The 19534-nt window shown below is 70.5% G+C and carries 25 protein-coding genes; 18 read left to right on the top strand and 7 right to left on the bottom strand.

The features are described 5' to 3' along the window. The first annotated feature begins 83 nt into the window (after positions 1-83). The 5 genes from ACGFY5_RS12225 (at position 84) to ACGFY5_RS12245 (ending at position 3482) form a co-directional block, all read left to right on the top strand. Positions 84-710, top strand: coding sequence for a TetR/AcrR family transcriptional regulator (locus ACGFY5_RS12225; protein ID WP_392719644.1), 627 nt, complete (start codon positions 84-86; stop codon positions 708-710). 35 nt (positions 711-745) lie between these two features. Beyond that, complete coding sequence (locus tag ACGFY5_RS12230; protein WP_392719645.1) at positions 746-1345, top strand: TetR/AcrR family transcriptional regulator; 600 nt, start codon at positions 746-748, stop codon at positions 1343-1345. 22 nt (positions 1346-1367) lie between these two features. Further along, positions 1368-1805, top strand: a complete 438-nt coding sequence (locus tag ACGFY5_RS12235) for an SUKH-4 family immunity protein (protein WP_392719646.1) — start codon at positions 1368-1370, stop codon at positions 1803-1805. A gap of 16 nt (positions 1806-1821) precedes the next feature. Then, positions 1822-2877 (top strand): WD40 repeat domain-containing protein, encoded by a 1056-nt coding sequence (locus ACGFY5_RS12240; RefSeq protein ID WP_392719647.1) that lies wholly within the window; start codon positions 1822-1824, stop codon positions 2875-2877. A gap of 68 nt (positions 2878-2945) precedes the next feature. Further along, positions 2946-3482: a DUF4352 domain-containing protein gene (locus ACGFY5_RS12245; protein WP_392719648.1), complete on the top strand. Its 537-nt coding sequence runs from the start codon at positions 2946-2948 to the stop codon at positions 3480-3482. Here the strand turns inward: ACGFY5_RS12245 and ACGFY5_RS12250 are convergent. Together ACGFY5_RS12250 and ACGFY5_RS12255 are read right to left on the bottom strand one after the other, a co-directional pair. Next, entirely contained in the window at positions 3479-4282 is an 804-nt protein-coding gene (locus ACGFY5_RS12250) for a crotonase/enoyl-CoA hydratase family protein (RefSeq protein WP_392719649.1), read from the bottom strand. The genes ACGFY5_RS12245 and ACGFY5_RS12250 overlap by 4 nt on opposite strands. Continuing rightward, positions 4282-5088 (bottom strand): enoyl-CoA hydratase/isomerase family protein, encoded by an 807-nt coding sequence (locus ACGFY5_RS12255; RefSeq protein WP_392719650.1) that lies wholly within the window; start codon positions 5086-5088, stop codon positions 4282-4284. Before ACGFY5_RS12255 ends, ACGFY5_RS12250 begins: the two co-directional genes overlap by 1 nt. 79 nt (positions 5089-5167) lie before the next feature. Between ACGFY5_RS12255 and ACGFY5_RS12260 the strand changes: the two genes are divergently transcribed. From ACGFY5_RS12260 to ACGFY5_RS12275, 4 genes are read left to right on the top strand one after another with little or no spacing between them, the layout of a single operon-like run. After that, positions 5168-6121 (top strand): OB-fold domain-containing protein, encoded by a 954-nt coding sequence (locus ACGFY5_RS12260; RefSeq protein WP_392719651.1) that lies wholly within the window; start codon positions 5168-5170, stop codon positions 6119-6121. 1 nt (position 6122) lies between these two features. Continuing rightward, positions 6123-7178 carry a lipid-transfer protein gene (locus tag ACGFY5_RS12265; RefSeq protein WP_392719652.1) on the top strand — a complete coding sequence of 352 codons (1056 nt, stop codon included), beginning with the start codon at positions 6123-6125 and terminating at the stop codon, positions 7176-7178. Then, entirely contained in the window at positions 7175-8338 is a 1164-nt protein-coding gene (locus ACGFY5_RS12270; protein WP_392719653.1) for a thiolase domain-containing protein, read from the top strand. The genes ACGFY5_RS12265 and ACGFY5_RS12270 overlap by 4 nt, the downstream gene beginning before the upstream one ends. After that, positions 8325-8849, top strand: a complete 525-nt coding sequence (locus ACGFY5_RS12275) for a TetR/AcrR family transcriptional regulator (protein ID WP_392719654.1) — start codon at positions 8325-8327, stop codon at positions 8847-8849. Before ACGFY5_RS12270 ends, ACGFY5_RS12275 begins: the two co-directional genes overlap by 14 nt. Before the next feature lie 55 nt (positions 8850-8904). On the opposite strand, the gene ACGFY5_RS12280 is transcribed toward ACGFY5_RS12275, so the two are convergent. Together ACGFY5_RS12280 and ACGFY5_RS12285 are read right to left on the bottom strand one after the other, a co-directional pair. Then, complete coding sequence (locus tag ACGFY5_RS12280) at positions 8905-9327, bottom strand: hypothetical protein (RefSeq protein ID WP_392719655.1); 423 nt, start codon at positions 9325-9327, stop codon at positions 8905-8907. Positions 9328-9355: 28 nt separating this feature from the next. After that, positions 9356-10381 (bottom strand): LacI family DNA-binding transcriptional regulator, encoded by a 1026-nt coding sequence (locus ACGFY5_RS12285; protein ID WP_392719656.1) that lies wholly within the window; start codon positions 10379-10381, stop codon positions 9356-9358. 90 nt (positions 10382-10471) lie between these two features. On the opposite strand from ACGFY5_RS12285, the gene ACGFY5_RS12290 reads away from it, so the two are divergent. Beyond that, positions 10472-11530 (top strand): phytanoyl-CoA dioxygenase family protein, encoded by a 1059-nt coding sequence (locus tag ACGFY5_RS12290; RefSeq protein ID WP_392719657.1) that lies wholly within the window; start codon positions 10472-10474, stop codon positions 11528-11530. Between the two features lie 5 nt (positions 11531-11535). After that, the gene (locus ACGFY5_RS12295; RefSeq protein ID WP_392719658.1) at positions 11536-12537 is read left to right on the top strand and encodes a Gfo/Idh/MocA family oxidoreductase; all 1002 of its coding nucleotides are present in this window, start codon (positions 11536-11538) and stop codon (positions 12535-12537) included. A gap of 19 nt (positions 12538-12556) precedes the next feature. On the opposite strand, the gene ACGFY5_RS12300 is transcribed toward ACGFY5_RS12295, so the two are convergent. Together ACGFY5_RS12300 and ACGFY5_RS12305 are read right to left on the bottom strand one after the other, a co-directional pair. Then, positions 12557-13159, bottom strand: coding sequence for a TetR/AcrR family transcriptional regulator (locus ACGFY5_RS12300; RefSeq protein WP_392719659.1), 603 nt, complete (start codon positions 13157-13159; stop codon positions 12557-12559). Next, entirely contained in the window at positions 13160-13588 is a 429-nt protein-coding gene (locus ACGFY5_RS12305) for a nuclear transport factor 2 family protein (protein ID WP_392719660.1), read from the bottom strand. It lies immediately after the preceding gene. Between the two features lie 170 nt (positions 13589-13758). Between ACGFY5_RS12305 and ACGFY5_RS12310 the strand changes: the two genes are divergently transcribed. Genes ACGFY5_RS12310 through ACGFY5_RS12320 form a run of 3 tightly spaced genes read left to right on the top strand, consistent with a single transcriptional unit; the run spans position 13759 to position 15735 of the window. Further along, entirely contained in the window at positions 13759-14634 is an 876-nt protein-coding gene (locus ACGFY5_RS12310) for an ABC transporter ATP-binding protein (RefSeq protein WP_392720487.1), read from the top strand. After that, positions 14631-15482: an ABC transporter permease gene (locus ACGFY5_RS12315; protein WP_392719661.1), complete on the top strand. Its 852-nt coding sequence runs from the start codon at positions 14631-14633 to the stop codon at positions 15480-15482. The genes ACGFY5_RS12310 and ACGFY5_RS12315 overlap by 4 nt, the downstream gene beginning before the upstream one ends. A gap of 7 nt (positions 15483-15489) precedes the next feature. Next, a complete protein-coding gene (locus ACGFY5_RS12320; protein WP_392719662.1) occupies positions 15490-15735 on the top strand; it encodes a helix-turn-helix transcriptional regulator in 246 nt (81 codons plus the stop codon). Here the strand turns inward: ACGFY5_RS12320 and ACGFY5_RS12325 are convergent, their stop codons facing one another. Beyond that, entirely contained in the window at positions 15736-16272 is a 537-nt protein-coding gene (locus tag ACGFY5_RS12325; RefSeq protein WP_392719663.1) for a TetR/AcrR family transcriptional regulator, read from the bottom strand. 97 nt (positions 16273-16369) lie between these two features. On the opposite strand from ACGFY5_RS12325, the gene ACGFY5_RS12330 reads away from it, so the two are divergent. From ACGFY5_RS12330 to ACGFY5_RS12345, 4 genes are all read left to right on the top strand, one after another. Next, a complete protein-coding gene (locus ACGFY5_RS12330; RefSeq protein ID WP_392719664.1) occupies positions 16370-17173 on the top strand; it encodes an alpha/beta hydrolase family protein in 804 nt (267 codons plus the stop codon). 17 nt (positions 17174-17190) lie between these two features. Further along, positions 17191-18036: an LLM class flavin-dependent oxidoreductase gene (locus ACGFY5_RS12335; RefSeq protein ID WP_392719665.1), complete on the top strand. Its 846-nt coding sequence runs from the start codon at positions 17191-17193 to the stop codon at positions 18034-18036. 98 nt (positions 18037-18134) lie between these two features. After that, on the top strand, positions 18135-18656 hold the full coding sequence (locus tag ACGFY5_RS12340) for a GAF domain-containing protein (RefSeq protein WP_392719666.1): 522 nt from the start codon (positions 18135-18137) through the stop codon (positions 18654-18656). A 130-nt stretch (positions 18657-18786) separates the two neighbouring features. Beyond that, on the top strand, positions 18787-19500 hold the full coding sequence (locus ACGFY5_RS12345; protein ID WP_392719667.1) for a hypothetical protein: 714 nt from the start codon (positions 18787-18789) through the stop codon (positions 19498-19500). Positions 19501-19534 lie beyond the last annotated feature (34 nt).

The raw sequence follows: 19534 nt of genomic DNA on the forward strand, positions 1-19534 counted from the left end.
GATTCGGAACGGAACAAACTGTTCCGTTCGGTCCGCCCAGCCTATCGGAATGGATCGTTCCGTTCAAGAGCTATGCTGACGTCATGCCAGGACTGAGTGGGCGCAAGGCCGAGGCCGCGCGCAACGACCGGACGATCCTCGAGGCCGCCCGCGACGTGTTTCTGCGTGACCCGTCCGCCCCCATGTCCGCGGTCGCCGAAGCGGCCCACGTCGGCGTCGGCGCGCTCTACCGCAGGTACGCCAGCAAGGACGAACTGCTCCGGACTTTGTGCGGCGAGGGCCTGGCCCGGTTCGTCGCGATCGCGGAGGACGCCGCCACGGTCGACGACCCCTGGGACGCCTTCGCCGGTTTCGTCACCGCAATCGTCGAGGCCGACGTCCATTCGCTGACCGTCCAGCTCGCGGGCACGTTCACCACGACCGCGGAGCTGAGCGCGCTGGCAGGTCGCGCCACCGCACTCGGGAACGACCTCTTCGCCCGCGCCCAGTCGTCCGGCGCGCTCCGCAACGACCTGCAACCCACCGACGTCTCGATGCTCTTCGAACAGCTAGCCGCCGTCCGCCTGGGCGAACCGGAACGCACAGCGGAGCTGCGCCGTCGCTACCTCGCCCTCCAGCTCGACGCCCTCCGACCCGGCGCCGCCACCACCGTCCTGCCGGGAACCGGCCCCACCTCGAGCGAGCTAGGTCGACGCTGGCAACGCCGCTAGACGACAGGCCTCCTTCTCCCCTACGGTCGGCGGTCGTGAGCTCCAAGCGGCCGATGATCGACAACACCGACCCGCGCGCCGTGCGCACCCGGGAGAAGCTGCTCGCGGCGTTTCACGAGGCGGTCCGGACGCAGGATCCGGCACAGATGACGGTGGCCGCGCTCACCCGCACCGCCGGCGTGAACCGCACCAGCTTCTACACGCACTTCGCGTCGCCGGAGGATCTCGCCGTCCACGCGCTCGGCGAATTGCTCGACCTCGTCGTCAACGCCGACATCGTGCTGCGCTCCGGCGGCGCACTCACCGGCGTGCAGGCCAGCCGCCGCGCGCTCGCCGACATCGTCGGCTTCGTCGCCGAGCGCCGCGGGTCGTACGTGAACCTGCTCGGCCCCGGCGCCGCGCCGACAGTGAAGAAAGCGATCACCGACGCCTACGTGCAGCACACGATCGAAGCGCTGGAACGCAACGAGAACCGCCCGCCCGACGCCGACCCCGTCGTCACCGCCCACTTCCTCGCCGGAGGCGTCCTCGGGGTGCTCGGCGCCTGGCTCGCGACCGACCACCCCGAGCGGACGCCCGACGAGCTCGTCGAGGCCCTGATCCGCTGCCTCCCGGCCTGGATCAACGCCGACTGACCGCCACCTCTAAGGTGCGCACGTGCCACTTAGCGACACCGACATCGCCGCCGCCCTCGCCGACGTCCTCGACGGCGAGCTCACGCTCCCCTACCCCGGCGACTGGGGCATCGGCCCCGACGGCAACGGCCGTACCCGCATCGCCGTCGACGAGGGCCTGTCCAGCATCGTCGTCGACCGCGAGGACGGCACGGTGCTGCTGGTCGGTCCCGACGGCGACGAGTCGGTGATCAACAGCTCGCCGGACGCTCTCGCGGAGTTCGCGGCGCGCTACAGCGTGGCCCTCCAGCCTTCGTCGGTGCCCGACGACGAGGACGAGGTCGACGAGTTCTGGGAAGCCGCCGGCGAGGAGCTCCTCGAGCGGTTCCGCGGCATCGACCCGGTCGCCGTCGAGGATGCGGAGAGTTTCTGGTCCGTGGCCGCCGAAGAGCTCGGGTACGGGATGCACGCGCCCTCGTAGACCGTACGGTGAGTGGGTGGACGTGCTGGACGACGGCGGCGCGGACCGTCCGCCACGCTTACGGCTGCCCGATGTCCGTGTGCCGCGCCTGGTGTGGTGGGCCGCGGCCGCCACGGCCGCGATCGTCGTCCTCGGTGTCGTCGTCTGGACGAACCTGCCGTCGGACACGATCACCGGCGCGCGGCTCGTCGCGACGCTGGACGACGGCGGGGAGGCCGCCGACATCGTGCGCAGCGTCGCGTTCAGCCCCGACAGCACGATGCTGGTCACCGGCGGCGACACCCGCCTGCCCACGCTGTGGAGCGTCGCCGAACGGCTGCCGCTCCGGACGTTCGAGGTCGACTACCGGCTCCCGGTCAGCAGCGTCGCGTTCTCCCCCGACGGCCGGACGGTCGCGTTCGTCGGCGGGCCGCTGCAACTGTGGGACGTCCGATCGGGCGTCCAGCGCACCGGCCCGACGTCCGGCCAGGCCATCGGGGTGACCGCCGTGGCGTGGAGCCGGGAGGACCGGATCGCGACCAGCGACACCGGCGGAAGCGTCCACCTGTGGGACGCCACGCTCACCGCCACCGTGATCGACGTGTACGACCGCGGCGACGTCCTCGACGTCACGTTCAGCCCCGACGGGCATCGGATCGCCGCGGCCGGCGGCGACGGCGTCATCACGTTCGTCGACGTCGCCACGCGTGAACGAACCGGCACTCTGGAGGGCCACGAAGGCCCCGTACTGGGCGTCTCGTGGAGCGCCGACGGCTCGATGCTGGCCACCGCCGGATCCGACGGTACGGTCCGGTTGTGGGACGTCGCCGACCGTCGGCAGATCGGCGCGCCGCTGACCGGCCACGACGGCAGCGTCTACGAGGTGGCGTTCTCCCCCGACGGCCGCACGCTCGCCTCCGCCGGTGAGGACGCCACCGCGCGGCTCTGGGACGTCGCCGACCACGAACGGCTCCAGGTGCTCCGCGAACACCGCACCGCGGTCTACGACGTGGCGTTCAGCCCCGACGGCACGCTGCTCGCGACGGCGAGCGGCGACAGTACGACCCGCCTGTGGCAACTGGAACGCCGCTGACTCCTCAGAAGCCTCCGGCAAGTTCCTCGTGCTCTTGCCCTTCCCGCACATCGCTATCCTCGCCGACCATGACCTACCTCCCGTGGCCGCCGCCGAAGAAGAAGTCCAACACCGGTCTCCTCGTCGCGCTGATCGGCGGCGCGGCCGCGTTGTGCCTGGTGCTCGGTGTCGTCGGCACGGTGCTCTACGCCACCCGGGACCGGCACCCCGACAGCACCGACGGCGCGCTGAACCAACCGGTCCGCGACGTCCACACCCAGTTCACGGTGACCGCGGTGCAGTGCGGGGTCACCGGTCTGCGCACGGAGCCGGCGGCCGGCACCACGTACTGCACGGCGACAGCGACCGTGAAGAACGTCGGCGAGCGTCCGATCGCGATCGAGGTGCAGTCCCAGGCGGCCTTCGACCAGAAGGGGCACAAGTTCCTCGCGAACTCGACCGCGTCGATCTCCGCGAACGACGACATCACGATCTTCGGCGAGCAGTACGAACCCGGCACCGGCGCCACCGTCACCTGGGTGTGGGAGCTGCCGGTCGGCAGCACGATCGAACGCCTGGAGCTCCACCAGATCCTCCAGAGCGACGGCGCGGAGGTGACGGTCTAGGCGCCGACGAAGTTCGGGGCGCGCTTCTCGAGGAACGCGCGGGGACCTTCGGCGGCGTCCTGGGACGCCATGACCGACCGGCCGAGCGCCTCCTCGATCTCGAACGCCGACGCTTCGGGCAGCGTCTCGGTCTCCCGCAGCGTCGCGAGGATCGCGCGTACCGCGAGGGGCCCGTTCGCGGCGATGCGCTCGGCGATCCCGCGCGCCTTGGTCAGCGCTTGGCCGTCCGGCACGACGTGGTTGATCAGCCCGAGTTCCAGCGCCCGCCGAGAGGGAATGTCCGACCCGGTCAGTAGCATCTCCGCCGCGACCGCGTACCCCATCTGGCGACGTAACCGCACCGCGGACCCGGCCATCGGGAACAGCCCGCGCTGCACCTCGGTGACGCCGAACACCGCGCTCTCCCCCGCGACCCGGATGTCGGTTCCCTGCAGGATCTCGGTTCCCCCGGCCCTGGCGACCCCCTCGGCCGCCAGGATGATCGGCTTCGTCGGCCGGTACGTCTTGAGATACGCGGCCAGCGGGATCCCCGGCTCGTCCTGCAGCCGGACGATCCACTCGTTGTCCCGCACGCCCGCGCGCAGGCGTCCGATCTCCGCGAGGTCCATGCCCGCGCAGAACGTGGGGCCGCGGCCGGTCAGGATCGCCACCCGCAGCGAGTCGTCGGCGTCGAGGAGCTTCCACGCGTCGAGCAGCCGGCACAGCACTTCGGCGTTCGTCGCGTTGCGCTTCTCCGGTCGGTTGAGCGTGACGGTCAGGACGGGCCCGTCCGCCTCGACCAGTACCAAGGGCTCGCTCATCAGGCACCTTTCGATTCTTCGAGGTGGCCGCGGATCGCCGCGCCGATGGCCGGCGACCGCAGGATCTCGCCGAACGCCGCGCCCTCGCGTCGCCGGGCATCCGCTACGGCGTCCCGGCGTGCCGCGGTGATCAGCGCCTTCGTGGCCCGCACCGAGGCAGCCGGATGCGCGGCGATCTTCGCACCGAGCGCGATCGCGGCCGGGAGCAGTTCGTCGGCCGGGTACACGCGCAGTGCAAGGCCACAGGCAACTGCGTCAACTGCCGAAATCCAGTCCGACGTCAGAAGCGCCTCGGCCGCCCGCTGGAAGCCCATCCGCTCGGGGAGCAGGTAGCTGCTCGCGGCCTCGGGCACGACCCCCATCTGCGTGAACGGGGCCCGGAGCCGCGCGCCCTCGCTGACCAGCACCAGGTCGCAGTGCGCCAGCAACGTGAGCCCGAGCCCGACCCCCGCCCCGTTCACCGCCGCGATCAACGGCTTCCCGAACGCGAGCACCGCGTCGAGGAACACGTCGAACGGGTGCCCGGCGGGCGCACCGCCGTCAGACACGGCGCCGTCTGCGGCGCCGGATCCCTCGGCGGTGGCGGCCATCTCGGCGAGGTCCGTGCCCGCGGTGAACGACCGGCCGGCGCCGGTGAGCACCACGACGCCGACCTCGTCGTCAACCTCGGCGGAGCCCAGTGCCGCCGCAGCGGCCCGGTACAGCGCCGCGTCGAACGCGTTCGCCCGATCCGGCCGATCGAACGTCACCACCCGCACCGGGCCGTGGTCCTCGATCCGGACGCGACCTTCCGAAGCAGCGGCCACCCGAGTCCTTCCGCTTGACGCAGCACTGGAATTACACCGTAATCTAGAACGCGTTCTTGCGACGACGAAAGGGTCGGATGTGACAACGTTCGTCGAGTCGACCGTGCGGTTCCCGTACAAGCGGTCGTTGGGCCCGGTCATCGGGCACTTCCTGACGCAGCTGACCGAGAAGCGTCTCGTCGGCATCCGTTCCGGCGAGCGGGTGATCGTTCCGCCGCTGGAGTGGGACCCCGACACCGCCGAGCAACTCGAGCCCGACTTCGTCGAGGTGGGCCCCGCCGGCACGGTGCGCTCGTGGTGCTGGGTGGCCCGGCCCTCCGCGCAGCACCCGCTGCAGCACCCGTTCGCGTTCGCGTTGATCCAGCTCGACGGCGCCGACACGACGCTGCTGCACGCTGTCGACGCCGGCGACGTCTCGGCCATGGAGACCGGCATGCGGGTGGCGCCGCGCTGGCGCGCCAAGCGCGTCGGGCACATGACCGACCTCGAAGCGTTCGTCCCCGGCGAGGAGCCCGTTCCGCCGGACGACGACGAGGGGCCTGCCGCCGAGCCGGTCACGATGATGAACTACGACGCCCAGATCGCGTACACGACGCCGGTCCCGGAGACCCAGCTCGTCTTCGCCAAGGCGTTCGCGCAGGGCCGGATCGTCGGGCTGCAGTGCCCGAACTGCAACCGGATCTACACCGGTCTGCAGCAGGCGTGCCCGGTCTGCGCGATCCCGCTGAACGCGTCCCACGAGCTCGAGCTGCCGCAGACCGGCACGATCACCACGTTCACGATCATCACCCCGGTGCAGTACCCGGGCCAGACCGAGACCGAGCCCTTCGCACGCGTCCACGTCCTGTCCGACGAGGCGGACGCCGTGCACGCCTACCAGCCGGTCGTCGACCTGCCGAACGGGGACGTCCGCCCGGGCCTGCGCGTCAAGGCGGTCTGGACGGAACAGGACGGCACGCAGGAACTCGCCGGCTGGACCCCCACCGGTGAACCCGACCTCGACGACCCGACGATCGTGAATCGGATCTTCTGACATGACTGAACCTGTAGCGATCGTCGGCTGGAGTCTCACTCCCATGGTCCGGCGCACCGACAAGTCCGAAGCCCGCCTGCTCTTCGACGTCGTGACCGGCGCCACCGAGGACGCCGGCATCACCCGCGCCGACGTCGACTTCTCCTGCGCCGGTTCCTGTGACTACGTCGCCGGGCAGGCGTTCTCGTTCGTGCAGAACATCGACGCGGTCGGCGCGTGGCCGCCGAAGCGCGACTCGCACGTCGAGATGGACGGCGCCTGGGCGCTCTACGAGGCCTGGGTGCGCCTGCAGCTCGGTGACATCGACGTCGCGATCGCGATGGGCTCCGGCCGGTCGTCGACGGCGGACCCGGCGACGATCTACCCGATGGAGATGGACCCGTACTACCTCGCTCCGCTCGGTGCGGACGCGCTCTCGTTCGCGGCGCTGCAGGCCCGGGTCCTGCTCGACGAGGGGCTGGTCACCGAACGCCAGCTGGCCGAGATCGCCGCCCGCGCCCGCCGGGAGGCCCAGGACAACCCCTACGCGCAGGTGTCCGGCGAGTACGACGTCGACGCACTGCTCAAGGAGGACTTCATCCGGGCGCCCCTGCGGAAACACGACGTCTCGCCGATCACCGACGGTGCCGCCGCGGTGATCATCGCCCGCGGCGACAAGGCACGCGAGCTGACCGACCACCCGGTCTGGATCACCGGTTTCGCCCACTCGGCCGAACCGCACCAACCGGGTGTCCGCGATTTACGCACCTCGAAGTCCGCAACGAAAGCATTCAAAGCCGCCGGCGGCGACACCGCCCCCCTCGACGTCGCCGAACTCCAGACCGCGTTCACCCACGAGGAACCACTCCTCGCGGCCGCGATGAACCTCGACAACGTTCCGATCAACCCGTCCGGCGGCCCCCTGGCCGCCAACCCGGTCATGGCCACCGGCCTCGTCCGCGTGATCGAAGCCGCCCGCCAGATCCGCGACCACGGCAAGAACCGAACACTCGCGCACTCGACCTCGGGTCCCTGCCTCCAGCAGAACCTCGTCTGCGTGTTGGAGGGATCCCGGTGAGCAGCAAGCCCTGCGCCATCGTCGGCATCGGCCAGACCCACCACAAGACCCGCCGCTGGGACGTGTCGCTCGGCGGCCTGGTCCGCGAGGCCGCCACCCGCGCCCTCGAGGACGCCCAGCTGACCTGGGCCGACATCGACGCGGTCGTGCTCGGCAAAGCGCCCGACCTGTTCGAGGGCGTGATGAAGCCCGAGCTCTACCTCACCGATGCGCTCGGCGCCGCGGGCAAGCCGATGTTCCGCGTGCACACCGCCGGGTCCGTCGGCGGCACGACCGGGATCGTGGCCTCACATCTGGTCGAGTCCGGCGTCCACAAGAACGTTCTGGCGGTCGCGTACCAGAAACAGTCGGAAGGCAACGCGCAGTTCGCACTGGGCTCGGGCAAGGGCGCGTCGCTGGGCGCCGGTGGGGCGTTCGCGCCGTACATGCGGGCGTACATCCGCACGACCGGTGCGCCGGCCGACATCGGGCCGATGGTCGCGGTGAAGGACCGGCTCAACGCGCTGAAGAACCCGTACGCGCATTTGAAGCTGAAGGACATCAGCATCGAGAAGGTCAAGGACTCCCCGATGATGTGGGAGCCGGTCCGCTACCTGGAGTCGTGCCCGTCGTCGGACGGCGCGTGCGCGGTCGTGTTCACCGACGAGGCCGGTGGGAAGGCCGCGGCGTCGGACGGGCGGCCGCCGGCGTGGGTGCTGGCGTCCGCGGTGCGCTCGGAGCCGTCGTCGTTCCCGGGGCGCGACCCGGTGTGGACGGTCGGCGCCGCGGACTGTGCGGCCGACATCTACCGGACAGCGGGCATCACCCGGCCGCGCGAGCAGATCGACTGCGCCGAGCTGTACGTGCCGTTCAGCTGGTACGAGCCGATGTGGCTGGAGGCCCACGACCTCGCCGACCGCGGCGAGGGCTGGAAGATGGTCGAGCGGGGCGACACCGCTCTCGACGGCTCGTTCCCGGTGAACATGTCCGGCGGTGTGCTCTCCAGCAACCCGATCGGCGCCTCGGGACTTCTGCGGTTCGCCGAGGCCGCGCTCCAGGTGCGGGGCATGGCCGGGGAGCACCAGGTGGAGGGCGCGAAGGTCGCGCTGGCGCAGGCCTACGGCGCGAGCGCTCAGTACTACAGCATGTGGCTGGTCGGCAGCTCACTTGACCCCGTCTGAGCTCACCAGAGAAGAGATCGTCCGCGCCGCCGTCGAGATCCTGCAAAAGCACGGTCTCGACGCGGTGAGCATGCGCACCGTCGCCGCCCGGCTGGGGGTGTCGCCCGTGCCGCTCTACAGCCGGGTCGGCAACAAGGAGGCGCTGCTCGACGCCGTGGCCGACGCGCTACTGGCCGACGTGGCGCCCGCGCCTCGAACCGGCGAGGCCTGGCAGAACTACGCCGTCCGCTGGGTGTCGGCACTCCGGGACCGCCTCACGACGATCCCGGACATGCGTCGGCTGCTCGGCCTGCGCCGCTCACCGTTCCTACCCGCTGCCACCGTCCTCGTCGCGATCCTCCGCGACGAGGGCGGGTTCGGCGGCCGCGCCGCGGTCGAGGCGGTGGAACTGCTCTGCTGGGCGACGATCGGCTCCGCGGTGCTGCAGGGCGTCACGTCCGAACAGGCGGATCACCTGTTCGACCTGCACATCAGGTACCTGGTGCAGGGCCTGGAACGAGACTTCGGCTGACCGCGGTCCCCCTCGGGGAGCCGAGGACGCGGGTGGCGGTCCGCATGGCGACCAGTTAACAGGAGGTCATGCCCGCGGGCAGGCGACCGTGGTCGACCCGGTGGTTCTGGCACAGAATGCGGCGCTGCTCGGCCGCGGGGTCGCGCTCGGTGAACCTGCTGACGACAGTGGCGCGGCACGAGTGGCTGTCCGAGAGCCGCTGGCAGTGGTACTTCCGCGACTGCATCTCGCTCGCCCGGCGCGGCCCGGCGGCGACGCTCCACTCGTACACCGCCCAGTTGCCGTCGGTGTCGCGCGCGTCGACGCGGTAGAGCCACGTCTCGGTGCGTACGGCGTCACCGCCGGAACCGACGGCGTCCGGCAGACCCGCGAAAAGGACCAGCAGCAGTGCAGCCACGATCATGGCGAGCACGATTCCGGCCACCGTGCGCGCCTTGGAGTCATCGATCCGTGACTCGAAAAGCAGGAGCGTTGTCATCGGTTACCTACGGTATGGGAGACAGCGCCTAGGGTGCGGCCTCCGCGTGAGGCCGATCTGGGGGCAACGGCACGTTGAACGGCGTCACGACCTGGATGTTCGACGACATCGACACCACCGGCCCCGGCAGCGCACCGTGGATGCGTAACAGCAGGTGGCAGGCGCGGCGCACGTCCTGGTTCAGGTCGTGGTGGAGCACGGCGGACAGCGCGCCCTCGCGCAGGAGCCGCCGATTGTCGGCGTCGAGGTCGTGGGCGACGAAGACCGGCCGGTGGGCACCGAACGCCTCGACGATCGCCGCGTTGCCGCCGCCCACCGAGTACACCGCGGCCAGGTCGCCCGCCGGCAGGCGTTCGACGAGGCCACGCATCGTGCGGTCGAGCCCGTCGCTGTTGTCGATCTCGACGACGCTCCGGTCTCCCAGCGCCGCCCGGAAACCGGCTTTGCGCTGCTCCTCGCCGTGGAAGTAGCCCCGGCTGAGCGTCAGAAGCACGTCGCCGGGCCGGTCGCCGAGCCACTGGGAGATCAGGTACGCGGCGGTGGCGCCCGCCGCCTGGTTGTCGATGCCCACGTAAGCCGCGCGTCGGCTCCCGGGTAGGTCGGTGACCAGCGTCAGAACCGGAACGCCCGCGTCGGCGAGGTCGTCGACCGCCTGCACGACGTCCGGTACGTCCGGCCCCTTCAGGATGACGCCGTCCGAGCCCCGCCGCCGGATGCGGGCGAGCGTGGTGACCAGGTCATCCGGTGTCCCGGTTTCGCGCAGGTGGTAGCGCACGCGGATCGCGGCCGGGCGGAGCAGCGGTAACTCGGCGTCGAGTGCCCGGCGGACGGCGGCGGAGAAGCGCTCGGGGGTCTGCATGACGAGGTCGACGAGGAAGGTGCGGCCGGTGAGGCGGACTTGGGTGCGTTGACGTTCCAGGTCGGCGATCGCGCGGTGGATTTCGGCGGTGGTGTCGGGCCGTACCCCCCCTCGCGTGTTCAGAACCCGGTCCACGGTCGCCTCGCTGAGTCCTGCCTGGCGAGCGATCTCCCGGATGCGGAACGCGTGGCCCACACCGACCTCCGTTGAGGGGTTTTTGAGGGATCCTGCCGCTTGATTATCGGGGGCGATTTTCTAGGCTGCAAGGTGTCGAAGGGAACGCTCATGGTGCGAGATCTCGCCGCCCTGGTGGACACGAAGACGTCTCTCGAGGATTATCCGTCGGCCGAATCGGTCGACGAGAACGTGCTGATCTACTCCGCGAATCGGCTGCCGCCGCACGACGAATTGTCGCGGGCACTCTCCGACGGGCCCGGCGTCGTCGTGATCACCGGCGCTTTTCCGGACCCGTCCGTCGTCGACGCTGCCACAGCGGTTTTCGACGCGATGATCGCCGAACAACCGGCGGGTGGCGATCATTTCGCCAAGCCCGGCGCGAACGACCGGGTCTGGAACGCGCTGGAGAAACTCGCCCTGCGGGCACCCGACGTGTTCGCCGCGTACTACGCGAACGACGTCGTCGCGCTGGCCGCCACGGCCTGGCTCGGGCCGAACTATCAGGTGACGTCCCAGGTCAATGTGGTCAATCCCGGCGGCGCCGCGCAGAGCGCGCACCGCGACTACCACCTGGGTTTCATGTCGGCGTCGCAGGCGGCGAAGTACCCGCCCGCCGTGCACCGGCTCTCCCCGCTGCTCACGCTGCAGGGCGCGGTGGCGCACTGCGACATGCCGGTCGAGAGCGGACCGACGATGTACCTGCCGCACTCGCACAAGTACCTCCCGGGGTACGTGGAGATCGGGTTGCCGGAATTCCAGGAGTATTTCGACGCGAATTACGTGCAACTGCCGTTGCGTAAGGGGGATGCGGTGTTCTTCAACCCCGCACTGATGCATGCCGCCGGTACCAACCGGTCCACCGACATGCGCCGAATGGCCAACCTACTGCAGATTTCGTCGGCTTTTGGCCGCGCCATGGAAAGCGTCGATCGGGAAAGCATGTGCAATTCTGTTTTTCCCGCGCTGCTGGGCGCCAACGGTGTCGACAACGTCATCGCGGCCACCGCGGAGGGGTACGCGTTCCCGACGAACCTCGACCGGGACCAGCCGGTCGACGGGCTCGCGCCGCCGAGCCAGGCCGACGTGCTGCGTCGGGCGGTGGCCGAACGATGGGATCCGGCGGACCTCCGCCGGGAACTGGCCGCCCACTCCGCGCGGCGGCGGTGATCCGGATGCGTCTCGGACTGATCGGGCTCGGTCGTATCGGGCGGTTCCACGCCGGGATCCTGCGAGGTGTCCCCGCGGTGAAGAGCCTGGTGGTCACGGACCTCGACGCGGCGCTGACCGCGCAGGTGTCCTCGGAACTCGGGGTGGAGGCCGCGGCCTCACCGGAGGCGCTGCTCGCGGCGGACGTGGACGGCGTCGTGATCGCCAGTTCGACCGCGACGCACGGGCCGCTGGTGCTCGCGGCCGTCGCGGCGGGCATTCCGGCATTCTGCGAGAAGCCGCTGGCCACGACGGCGCCGGGGGGTGCGTCGCTGGTGCGGGAGCTGGCCGGGTCGGACGTGCCGGTACAGGTCGGGTTCCAGCGGCGCTTCGACCCGGGGATGGCCGCTGTGTACGACGCCGTGCGTCGGGGGGAGCTCGGGTGGCTGCACACGGTGCGGTCGACGACACTCGACCCGGCGCCGCCGCCGCAGGCGTACATCGCGGTGTCCGGTGGGATGTACCGCGACTGCGGGGTGCACGACTTCGACATCCTGCGGTGGATCACCGGCCGGGAAGTGGCCGAGGTGTACGCGACCGGCAGCAACAAGGGGGCCGCGTGGTTCACCGAGGTCGGTGACGTCGACACGTCGGGGGCGATCCTGACGTTCGACGACGGGACGCTCGGGATGGTGTCGAACACCCGCTACAACGCGCGGGGGTACGACGTGCGGCTCGAGGTGCACGGCTCGGCGGACAGCGTTGCCGCCGGGTGGGAGCCGCGGGTGCCGGTGCGCTCGGTGGAGCCCGGCGGATTCGCACCCGCCGAGCAGGCGCACCAGTTCTTCATGGACCGCTTCGCGGACGCGTACCGCCTGGAGTTCGAGGCGTTCACCGAGGTGGTGGCCGGTACCCGTCCGTCGCCGTGCACGGTGACCGACGCACTCGAGGCCGAGTGGATCGCCGAAGCCTGCGACCGGAGCGCCCGCGAACACCGCCCCGTTGCCCTGGCCGAGGTCCGGGTCTAGGTGCCGTCCCGCTTCGACGTCATCGAGCTACCGACGCGAGGATGACCTCCCGCGCCGCGCGCACCGTGGCGTCGTACGCGGCCGGGTCGCGGCCGATGCGTTCGGCGCCCGCGCGCATGGCACCGGACAGCAGCTCCACCGTGAGCGGCACGTCGCCGACGTCGCGGAACTCTCCGCGCCCGATCCCGTCCCGGACGACGTCCTCCACGAGCGCGACGATCGCCGCGAACGGATTGCCCGGCCCCTTCGGCATCTCGTCGACCAGCGGACCGGAGCCCGGGCGGAACATCGGCTGGAGGGCCTGGTCCGTGGACGCCTCGAGGACCGCGCCGACGATCTCGCCCAACCGCTGGGCGGCGGGGTCCGCGGTCCGCGCGGCGATCGCGGCCACCCGGTCGAGCGCGGGCCGGGCCGCCCGCTCGGTCAGCGCCAGCACCAGCGCGCTCTTGTCGCGGGCGTAGTTGTAGAGCGTGTTGCGCGCGAGCCCGGCCCGGGTCGCGATGTGGCCCATCGTGATCGTCTCGTAGCCGCGCTCGAGCAGCAGTTCGCGCACGGCCTCGGCGAGGTCGGCCCACACCTTCTCGTGGTGCTCCCCGATGGAGACGCCCCGGATCCGCGGCACCTATCCCCCCACGCCCGCGAGGTGCGGGTTCTCCTGGTGCGACGCGGTGAGCTTCACGTGGCTCAACCGCCAGCCGTCGGCCGTGCGGACCGCCTCGTTGTCGTAGAACCCGACCACCAGCCAGCGATCGCCGCCCGGCACCCAGTGTTCGGCGCGAACGTGCGCGTGGATGCTCGCCCGGTCTCCGTCGATCCGCACGACGTGACCGCTGATGACGTGGTGCGTGGCCAGGAACGGCGCGAAGGACGCCCGCAGGATCTCGACGTAGTCCCCCAGCGGCACGGTCATCACCGGGATGCCGGCGACCGACTCGAAGTCGAGCGTGACCGGGTCGGTGAACACCAGCCCCGGCAGCTCCGAGTACTCCTTCAGGTCCGCGATGTCGGCGTACCGGCCGAACAGCTCGAGGATCTCCGCGTGGTCATTCATGACGCGCTCCTTTTTACGACAACCTGTCGCAAACAATACGACAAGTTGTCGTAAAAAACGAACCCATTGTGGAGCTGCTCTCAGATGTAGTACACCTACTACATTCCGACGTACGGGTTCGGCGAACGGGGGCACCTGTGGAGTCCACGATCAACGTTCGAGATCTGCGAATGCGCTACGGGGACACCGACGTGCTGACCGGTGTCTCGTTCACCACCCTGCCGGGCGAGGTACTCGTCCTGCTCGGCCCGAACGGCGCCGGCAAGACGACCACGATCGAGATCCTCGAAGGATTCCGGGTGCGTTCCGCCGGGGACGTCCAGGTGCTCGGCACCGACCCCGCACGCGGTGGCGAGGCCTGGCGCGCCCGGGTCGGCATCGTGCTCCAATCCTGGCGTGACCACACCAAGTGGCGGGTGCGCGAGTTACTCGAGCACCTCCGCCGCTACTACCGGGCGTACGCCACGGACCGCCGTCCGTGGAACGTCGACGAACTGTTGTCGGCAGTGGGCCTGAGCGCGCAGGCGGAACAGAAGATCAGCAGCCTCTCCGGCGGTCAACGGCGTCGGTTCGACGTCGCGGTCGGCATCGTCGGGCATCCCGAACTGCTCTTCCTCGACGAACCGACGGCGGGCTTCGACCCCGAGGCGCGCCGCGAGTTCCACGACCTCGTGCACCAGATCGCCGACGACGACACGACGATCCTGCTCACCACCCACGACCTGGACGAGGCGGAGAAACTCGCCGACCGGATCCTGATCCTCTGCGGCGGCACGATCATCGCCGACGGTTCGGCCGACGCGCTCTCCCGGCGGATCTCCACGCAGGCCGAGGTGCGCTGGTCACACGGGGGCAGCCGCTACGTGCACCCCACCGACGACGCGACAGCGTTCGTGCGCGACCTGCTGCGCCAGCACGACGACGGGATCAGCGATCTCGAGGTGCGCCGGGCCAGCCTCGAGGACACGTACATGACGATGGTGCGGCAGTTCGAGGCCGGCCGGCGCGACGCCGCCGTGCGCGAGTTCGAGGCGGTGGCACGATGAATCCCTTGGTCAACGCCGTCCGCGCCGGGTTGAGCCGCGGCCTGATCGAGCTGCGCCAGACGCTGACCACTCCGATCGACCTGTGGAACCATCTGCTGCCCAGCCTGATCTACCTGGTCGTCCTGTACTTCACCCGCGGCGACACGGTGCCGGGTACCACGTTCTCGCTCGGCGCCCGGACGCTGCCCAGCCTGGTCGGCATGACCGTAGCCTTCAGTGGCCTGACGACGATGATGATGTCGCTGGCGGTGGAGCGCGAGGACGGCACGCTGCTGCGCGCGAAGGCGGTACCGAACGGCATGCTCGGGTATCTCGTCGGCAAGGTCACGCTCGTGTCGTCGATGATCGTGATCAACGTCGCGATCATCCTGGTCCCCGGGCTGTTCCTGCTCGACGGCCTGGCGATCGGCAGCGTCTCCGGCTGGCTGACGCTGGCGTGGGTACTGGTGCTCGGTCTGATCGCGACCCTGCCCCTCGGCGCGATCCTCGGCTCGCTGATCGACAACCCGCGCAACGGCGGCCTCGCGATCCTGCCGGCCATGGCGCTGGTCGCGATCTCCGGCATCTTCTATCCGCTCGACGGCTACCCGGACTGGCTCGCCGACCTCGGGCGCCTGTTCCCGGTGTACTGGCTCGGGCTCGGTATGCGCTCGGCGCTGCTGCCCGACAGCATGGCGGCCGTGGAACACACGGGTTCATGGCAGCACCTGGCGACGTTCGGCGCGTTGAGCGCCTGGGCGATCGTCGGTCTGTGCGCGGCGCCTATCGTGCTCCGGAGGATGGCACGCCGGGAGTCCGGTTCCGCGGTGATCGCACGGCGGGATCGGGCACTGCAGCGCGCTGCATGAGGGGACCATGGAAAAGAACGAGGCTATCTACAACCGGATCGCGATGCTGCGGGCCGAACGGGGCATCTCCCGGCGCGACCTGGCGGAGGCGCTCGGCGTGCACTACCAGACGGTCGGGTACCTCGAGCGCGGCGAGTACAGCCCGTCGCTGCACCTCGCGCTGCGGATCGCGGAGTACTTCGAGGTGGCGGTGGAGGTCATCTTCTCCACCTCACCGTTCCCCCGGCTCGGTGGTTCCCGCCAGACGGCGTGACTAGAGCCCCGCGATCAGGTACCCGACCACGCGGCGGGCGTCGTAGCGCGGGTGGTCGCCGATGCACAGGTTGCCGACCGCGTAGAGCAGTTCGAACGGGTCGACGCCGGCGCGGATCTCTCCCGCCGCGACCGTCGCCGTGATCAGCTCGCCGCAGACCGGCTCCAGCCGGTCGATGAAGTACGTGTGCAGCGACTGGAAGCCCGCCTCGTCCGACTGCATCGCGGTGGCGAGCCCGTGCTTGGTCACCAGGAAGTCGACGAACAGGTTGATCCAGGTGACGAGCGCGGCGCGTGGCGTCGGCGACGATTCCAGCAGCGCGGGCCCGGCCTCGGCGCACGCTTCCACCTGGTGCCGGTAGACGGCGATGACCAGGTCCGACCGCGTCGGGAAGTGCCGGTAGATCGTCCCCATTCCGACGCCGGCCTTGGCGGCGATGTCCCGCACCGGCGCGTCCACCCCCGAGGCGACGAAGACGGCGGCGGCCGCGTCGAGGAGCGCCTCCTCGTTCCGCCGGGCGTCGGCGCGCTTTGCCATTCCCCCATGGTGCCCCACCACCTGCCCTGTTGCTAAACGGAGCAACGCTCCATATGTTAGACGGAGCAAGGTTCCGCTTAGCTCGAAGGACTCGACAATGCGCACGACCGTCGTCATCCCCGCCCCCGACCGGGGCACCGACCTGCAGATCCGCGTGTCCACCCCCGCGACCGGCGACAGCCCGCCGGTCATCGTGTTCTCGCACGGCTTCGGCGAGTCGAAGGACGGCTACGACCCGCTCGTCGACCACTGGGTCGCCAACGGGTTCGCCGTCCTGCAGCCCACACACCTCGACTCCCGGTCGGTGAACCTGGCCCCGGACGACCCGCGCACCCCGGACATCTGGCGAATCCGGGCCGCGGACCTGACCCGGGTCCTGGACGAGTTGCCCCGGCTCGGCCGGTTCGACCTGGATCGCGTCGCCGTCGCCGGGCACTCCTGGGGCGCCCAGACCGCGGGCATGCTCCTCGGCGCCCGCGTCGTCGGGCTCGACGAGGACTGGACCGACCCGCGGATCACCACCGGCGTGCTGCTGGCCGCGACCGGCACCGGCGAGGAGCTCGTGCCGTTCGCCGCCGAGCACTTCGGGTTCATGCGCCCGGACTTCGCAGGTCTCAAGACCCCGACGCTCATCGTGGCCGGCGACGCCGACCAGTCGCAGCTGAGCACCCGCGGCCCGGACTGGTTCACCGACGTCTACCACCTGGCCCCCGGCGCCACCCACCTGCTGACGCTCTTCGGCGGCGAGCACTCGCTCGGCGGCATCACCGGCTACAACGCTACGGAGACGACCGACGAGAACCCGGCCCGCGTCGCCCAGATCCAGCGCGTCACCACCGCCTACCTGCAGGGAACCGATCTCGCGATCGACGGCTCGACCGGGAAGTTGGAGAGCAAGTGAATCCGACGTTCGGCCTCATGACCGCACCGGCCCAGGTCGGCTACGAGGATCTGCAACGCGTCTGGCTCGAGGCTGACGCGTTGCCCGAGATCGACCACGCCTGGCTCTACGACCACCTGATGCCGATCTTCGGCCCGCCGGACGGCCCCGCGTTCGAAGGCTGGACGCTGCTCTCCGCGCTCGCCGCGCAGACGAACCGCCTGCGGGTGGGGCTGCTCGTGACGAGCAACCGGTTCCGTCCGCCGGCGATGCTCGCGAAGATGGCCGCGACCGTCGACGTCGTGGCCGGTGGGCGGCTCGACTTCGGGATCGGCGTCGGGTCGCGGCCGGACCACCCCCTCGCCCGGCGCGAGTACGAGGCGCACGGCCTGCCGTTCGTCGACGTCGCCGACGCGGTGGGCGGCTTCGCGGAGGCGTGCACGGTGATCCGGCGGCTCTGGACCGAGGACGAGCCGTTCGACTTCGACGGAAAGTACGTGCAGCTCACCGGGGCGTACTGCAACCCCAAGCCCGTTCAGCGGCCCGGCCCGCCGATCGTCATCGGGGGCCGTGCGTCCTCGACGCTCCGCGTGGTCGCCGAGCACGCCGACGTCTGGAACATCCCTGGCGGCGGTGACATCGCGGACCTGGCCGGACGCAGCGCACTGCTCGACCGGTACTGCGCGGAGATCGGCCGCGATCCCGCGGAGATCGTGCGCTCGATCCACCTCGGGGTGGCCTACGACGAACCCGGGGCCACCCGGGACGCGATCGGCGAGGCCCTCGACGCCGGGTTCCGCCACTTCGTGCTGAGCGTGGCTGCGCCGTACCCCGACGCGGTCGCGCGGTGGCTCGCCGACGAGGTGATCCGCCCGTCGCGTTAGGGAGCGGCCCGGGAGCAGGGCGCGCCGAGACCTCTTCCGCCTCGTTTCGCTACCGACCATCGAGGTGTCCAGGCAGCCGGGCAGGAGGAAGGGCCGACATGCAGTTCATCGAATCGACGCTCGGCGACCCCGCGCGCCTGGCCGAGGTGGCCCGCTACGACCACCGCCACCCCGCGATGGTCGCCGAACTCGACGACATCGCCGCCCGCACCGCCGCCTGGACCGAAATGCCGATCAGCATCATCTCGCTGCTGGCCGGCGACTCCCAGTACTGCGTCGGCATGCACGGGCTGCCCGACGCCGTGCAGATCGGCGACCGGGTCGTCGACCGCTTCGACGTCCCGATCCGCTGGTCGTTCTGCGCCCCGATGGTCCGCAGCGGCCACTCGCACGTCATCCCGGACATGCGCGTCGTGCCGTCGCTGGCGGCCAACCCGTTCGTCAGCGTGCTCGGCCTCCGTGGTTACATCGGCATTCCGCTGATCGGCGCGGACGGTAGCGTCATCGGCAGCCACTGCCTGCTCAACCCCGGGCCGGTCACCGTCGGGATCACCGACATCCTGGCGCTCGAGACCGGCGCGGCCGACGCGCTGGCCGTCCTCGACCGCTACCGCATCTGAGTACGACGCCGTAGCGCCCCATCGCGTTGCGTCGCTGTCGGCTAGCGGACGTGTGATGGCGCCTCCACTGTGACCGGTAGCACTCTCGTCTCACCACCGGACCTCCCGGTGAGAACGGGGAACCAGTCACATGACACTCAGGACACTCCGCAGGCGCTTAGCCACCGCGGCGGCGTTCACCATGGTCGCCGCCGCGGTCGGCGGTCTCGCCGCACCGGCGTCCGCCAGTCAGGCCAAGCCCGAGGCGCCGGCGGGCACGAGCGCGCCGCAGCCGCCGCTCACGACCTCGCGCACGATCGCGAAGTTCGACTGGAAGAACGCGACGCTGGACACGCCGTGGTCGAACGCCCGGCTGCGTGACGGCCTGCGCTGCCCGAGCGGGCGCGTCACGTTCCGGGACGTCGCCCCGGGCGAGAGTGACTACGGCCAGGTGCAGCGGGGTCGCGCCACGCTGCTGGTGCGCAAGGTCGACACCGCGGACGTCAACCGTGACGGCCAGCCGGACGTCCTCGTCCACTTCCTGTGCCAGCGCACGAACAAGGACGTCGGCTACTCCTGGTACTACGTCTACAGCTTCACGAAGGTGCGCGGCGGGTACCACGGCAAGGTCACGGGCTACCGGCCCCAGGTCCTCGACTACGTGACGTCCTCGGACTTCGCGTCGAACGGCCGGTGGAGCATCCAGACGATCGACGCCCGCTACGGCGGCGTGGACGTCCGCCAGTGGGTGCGTGCCAAGCGCTCGATCACCGTCGACCGGACGTTCCGCTGGAACAACCGCCACGGCCTGATCCCGAACCGCCCGCTTCCGATCCACCCGGAAGCGGACCGGGCCCCGCGGTAACCCTCTGGAGCGGGGCCGGCCCGACCCGGCCCCG

It is taken from the genome of Cryptosporangium sp. NPDC048952 (assembly GCF_043197895.1).
Classification (GTDB): Bacteria; Actinomycetota; Actinomycetes; order Mycobacteriales; family Cryptosporangiaceae; genus Cryptosporangium.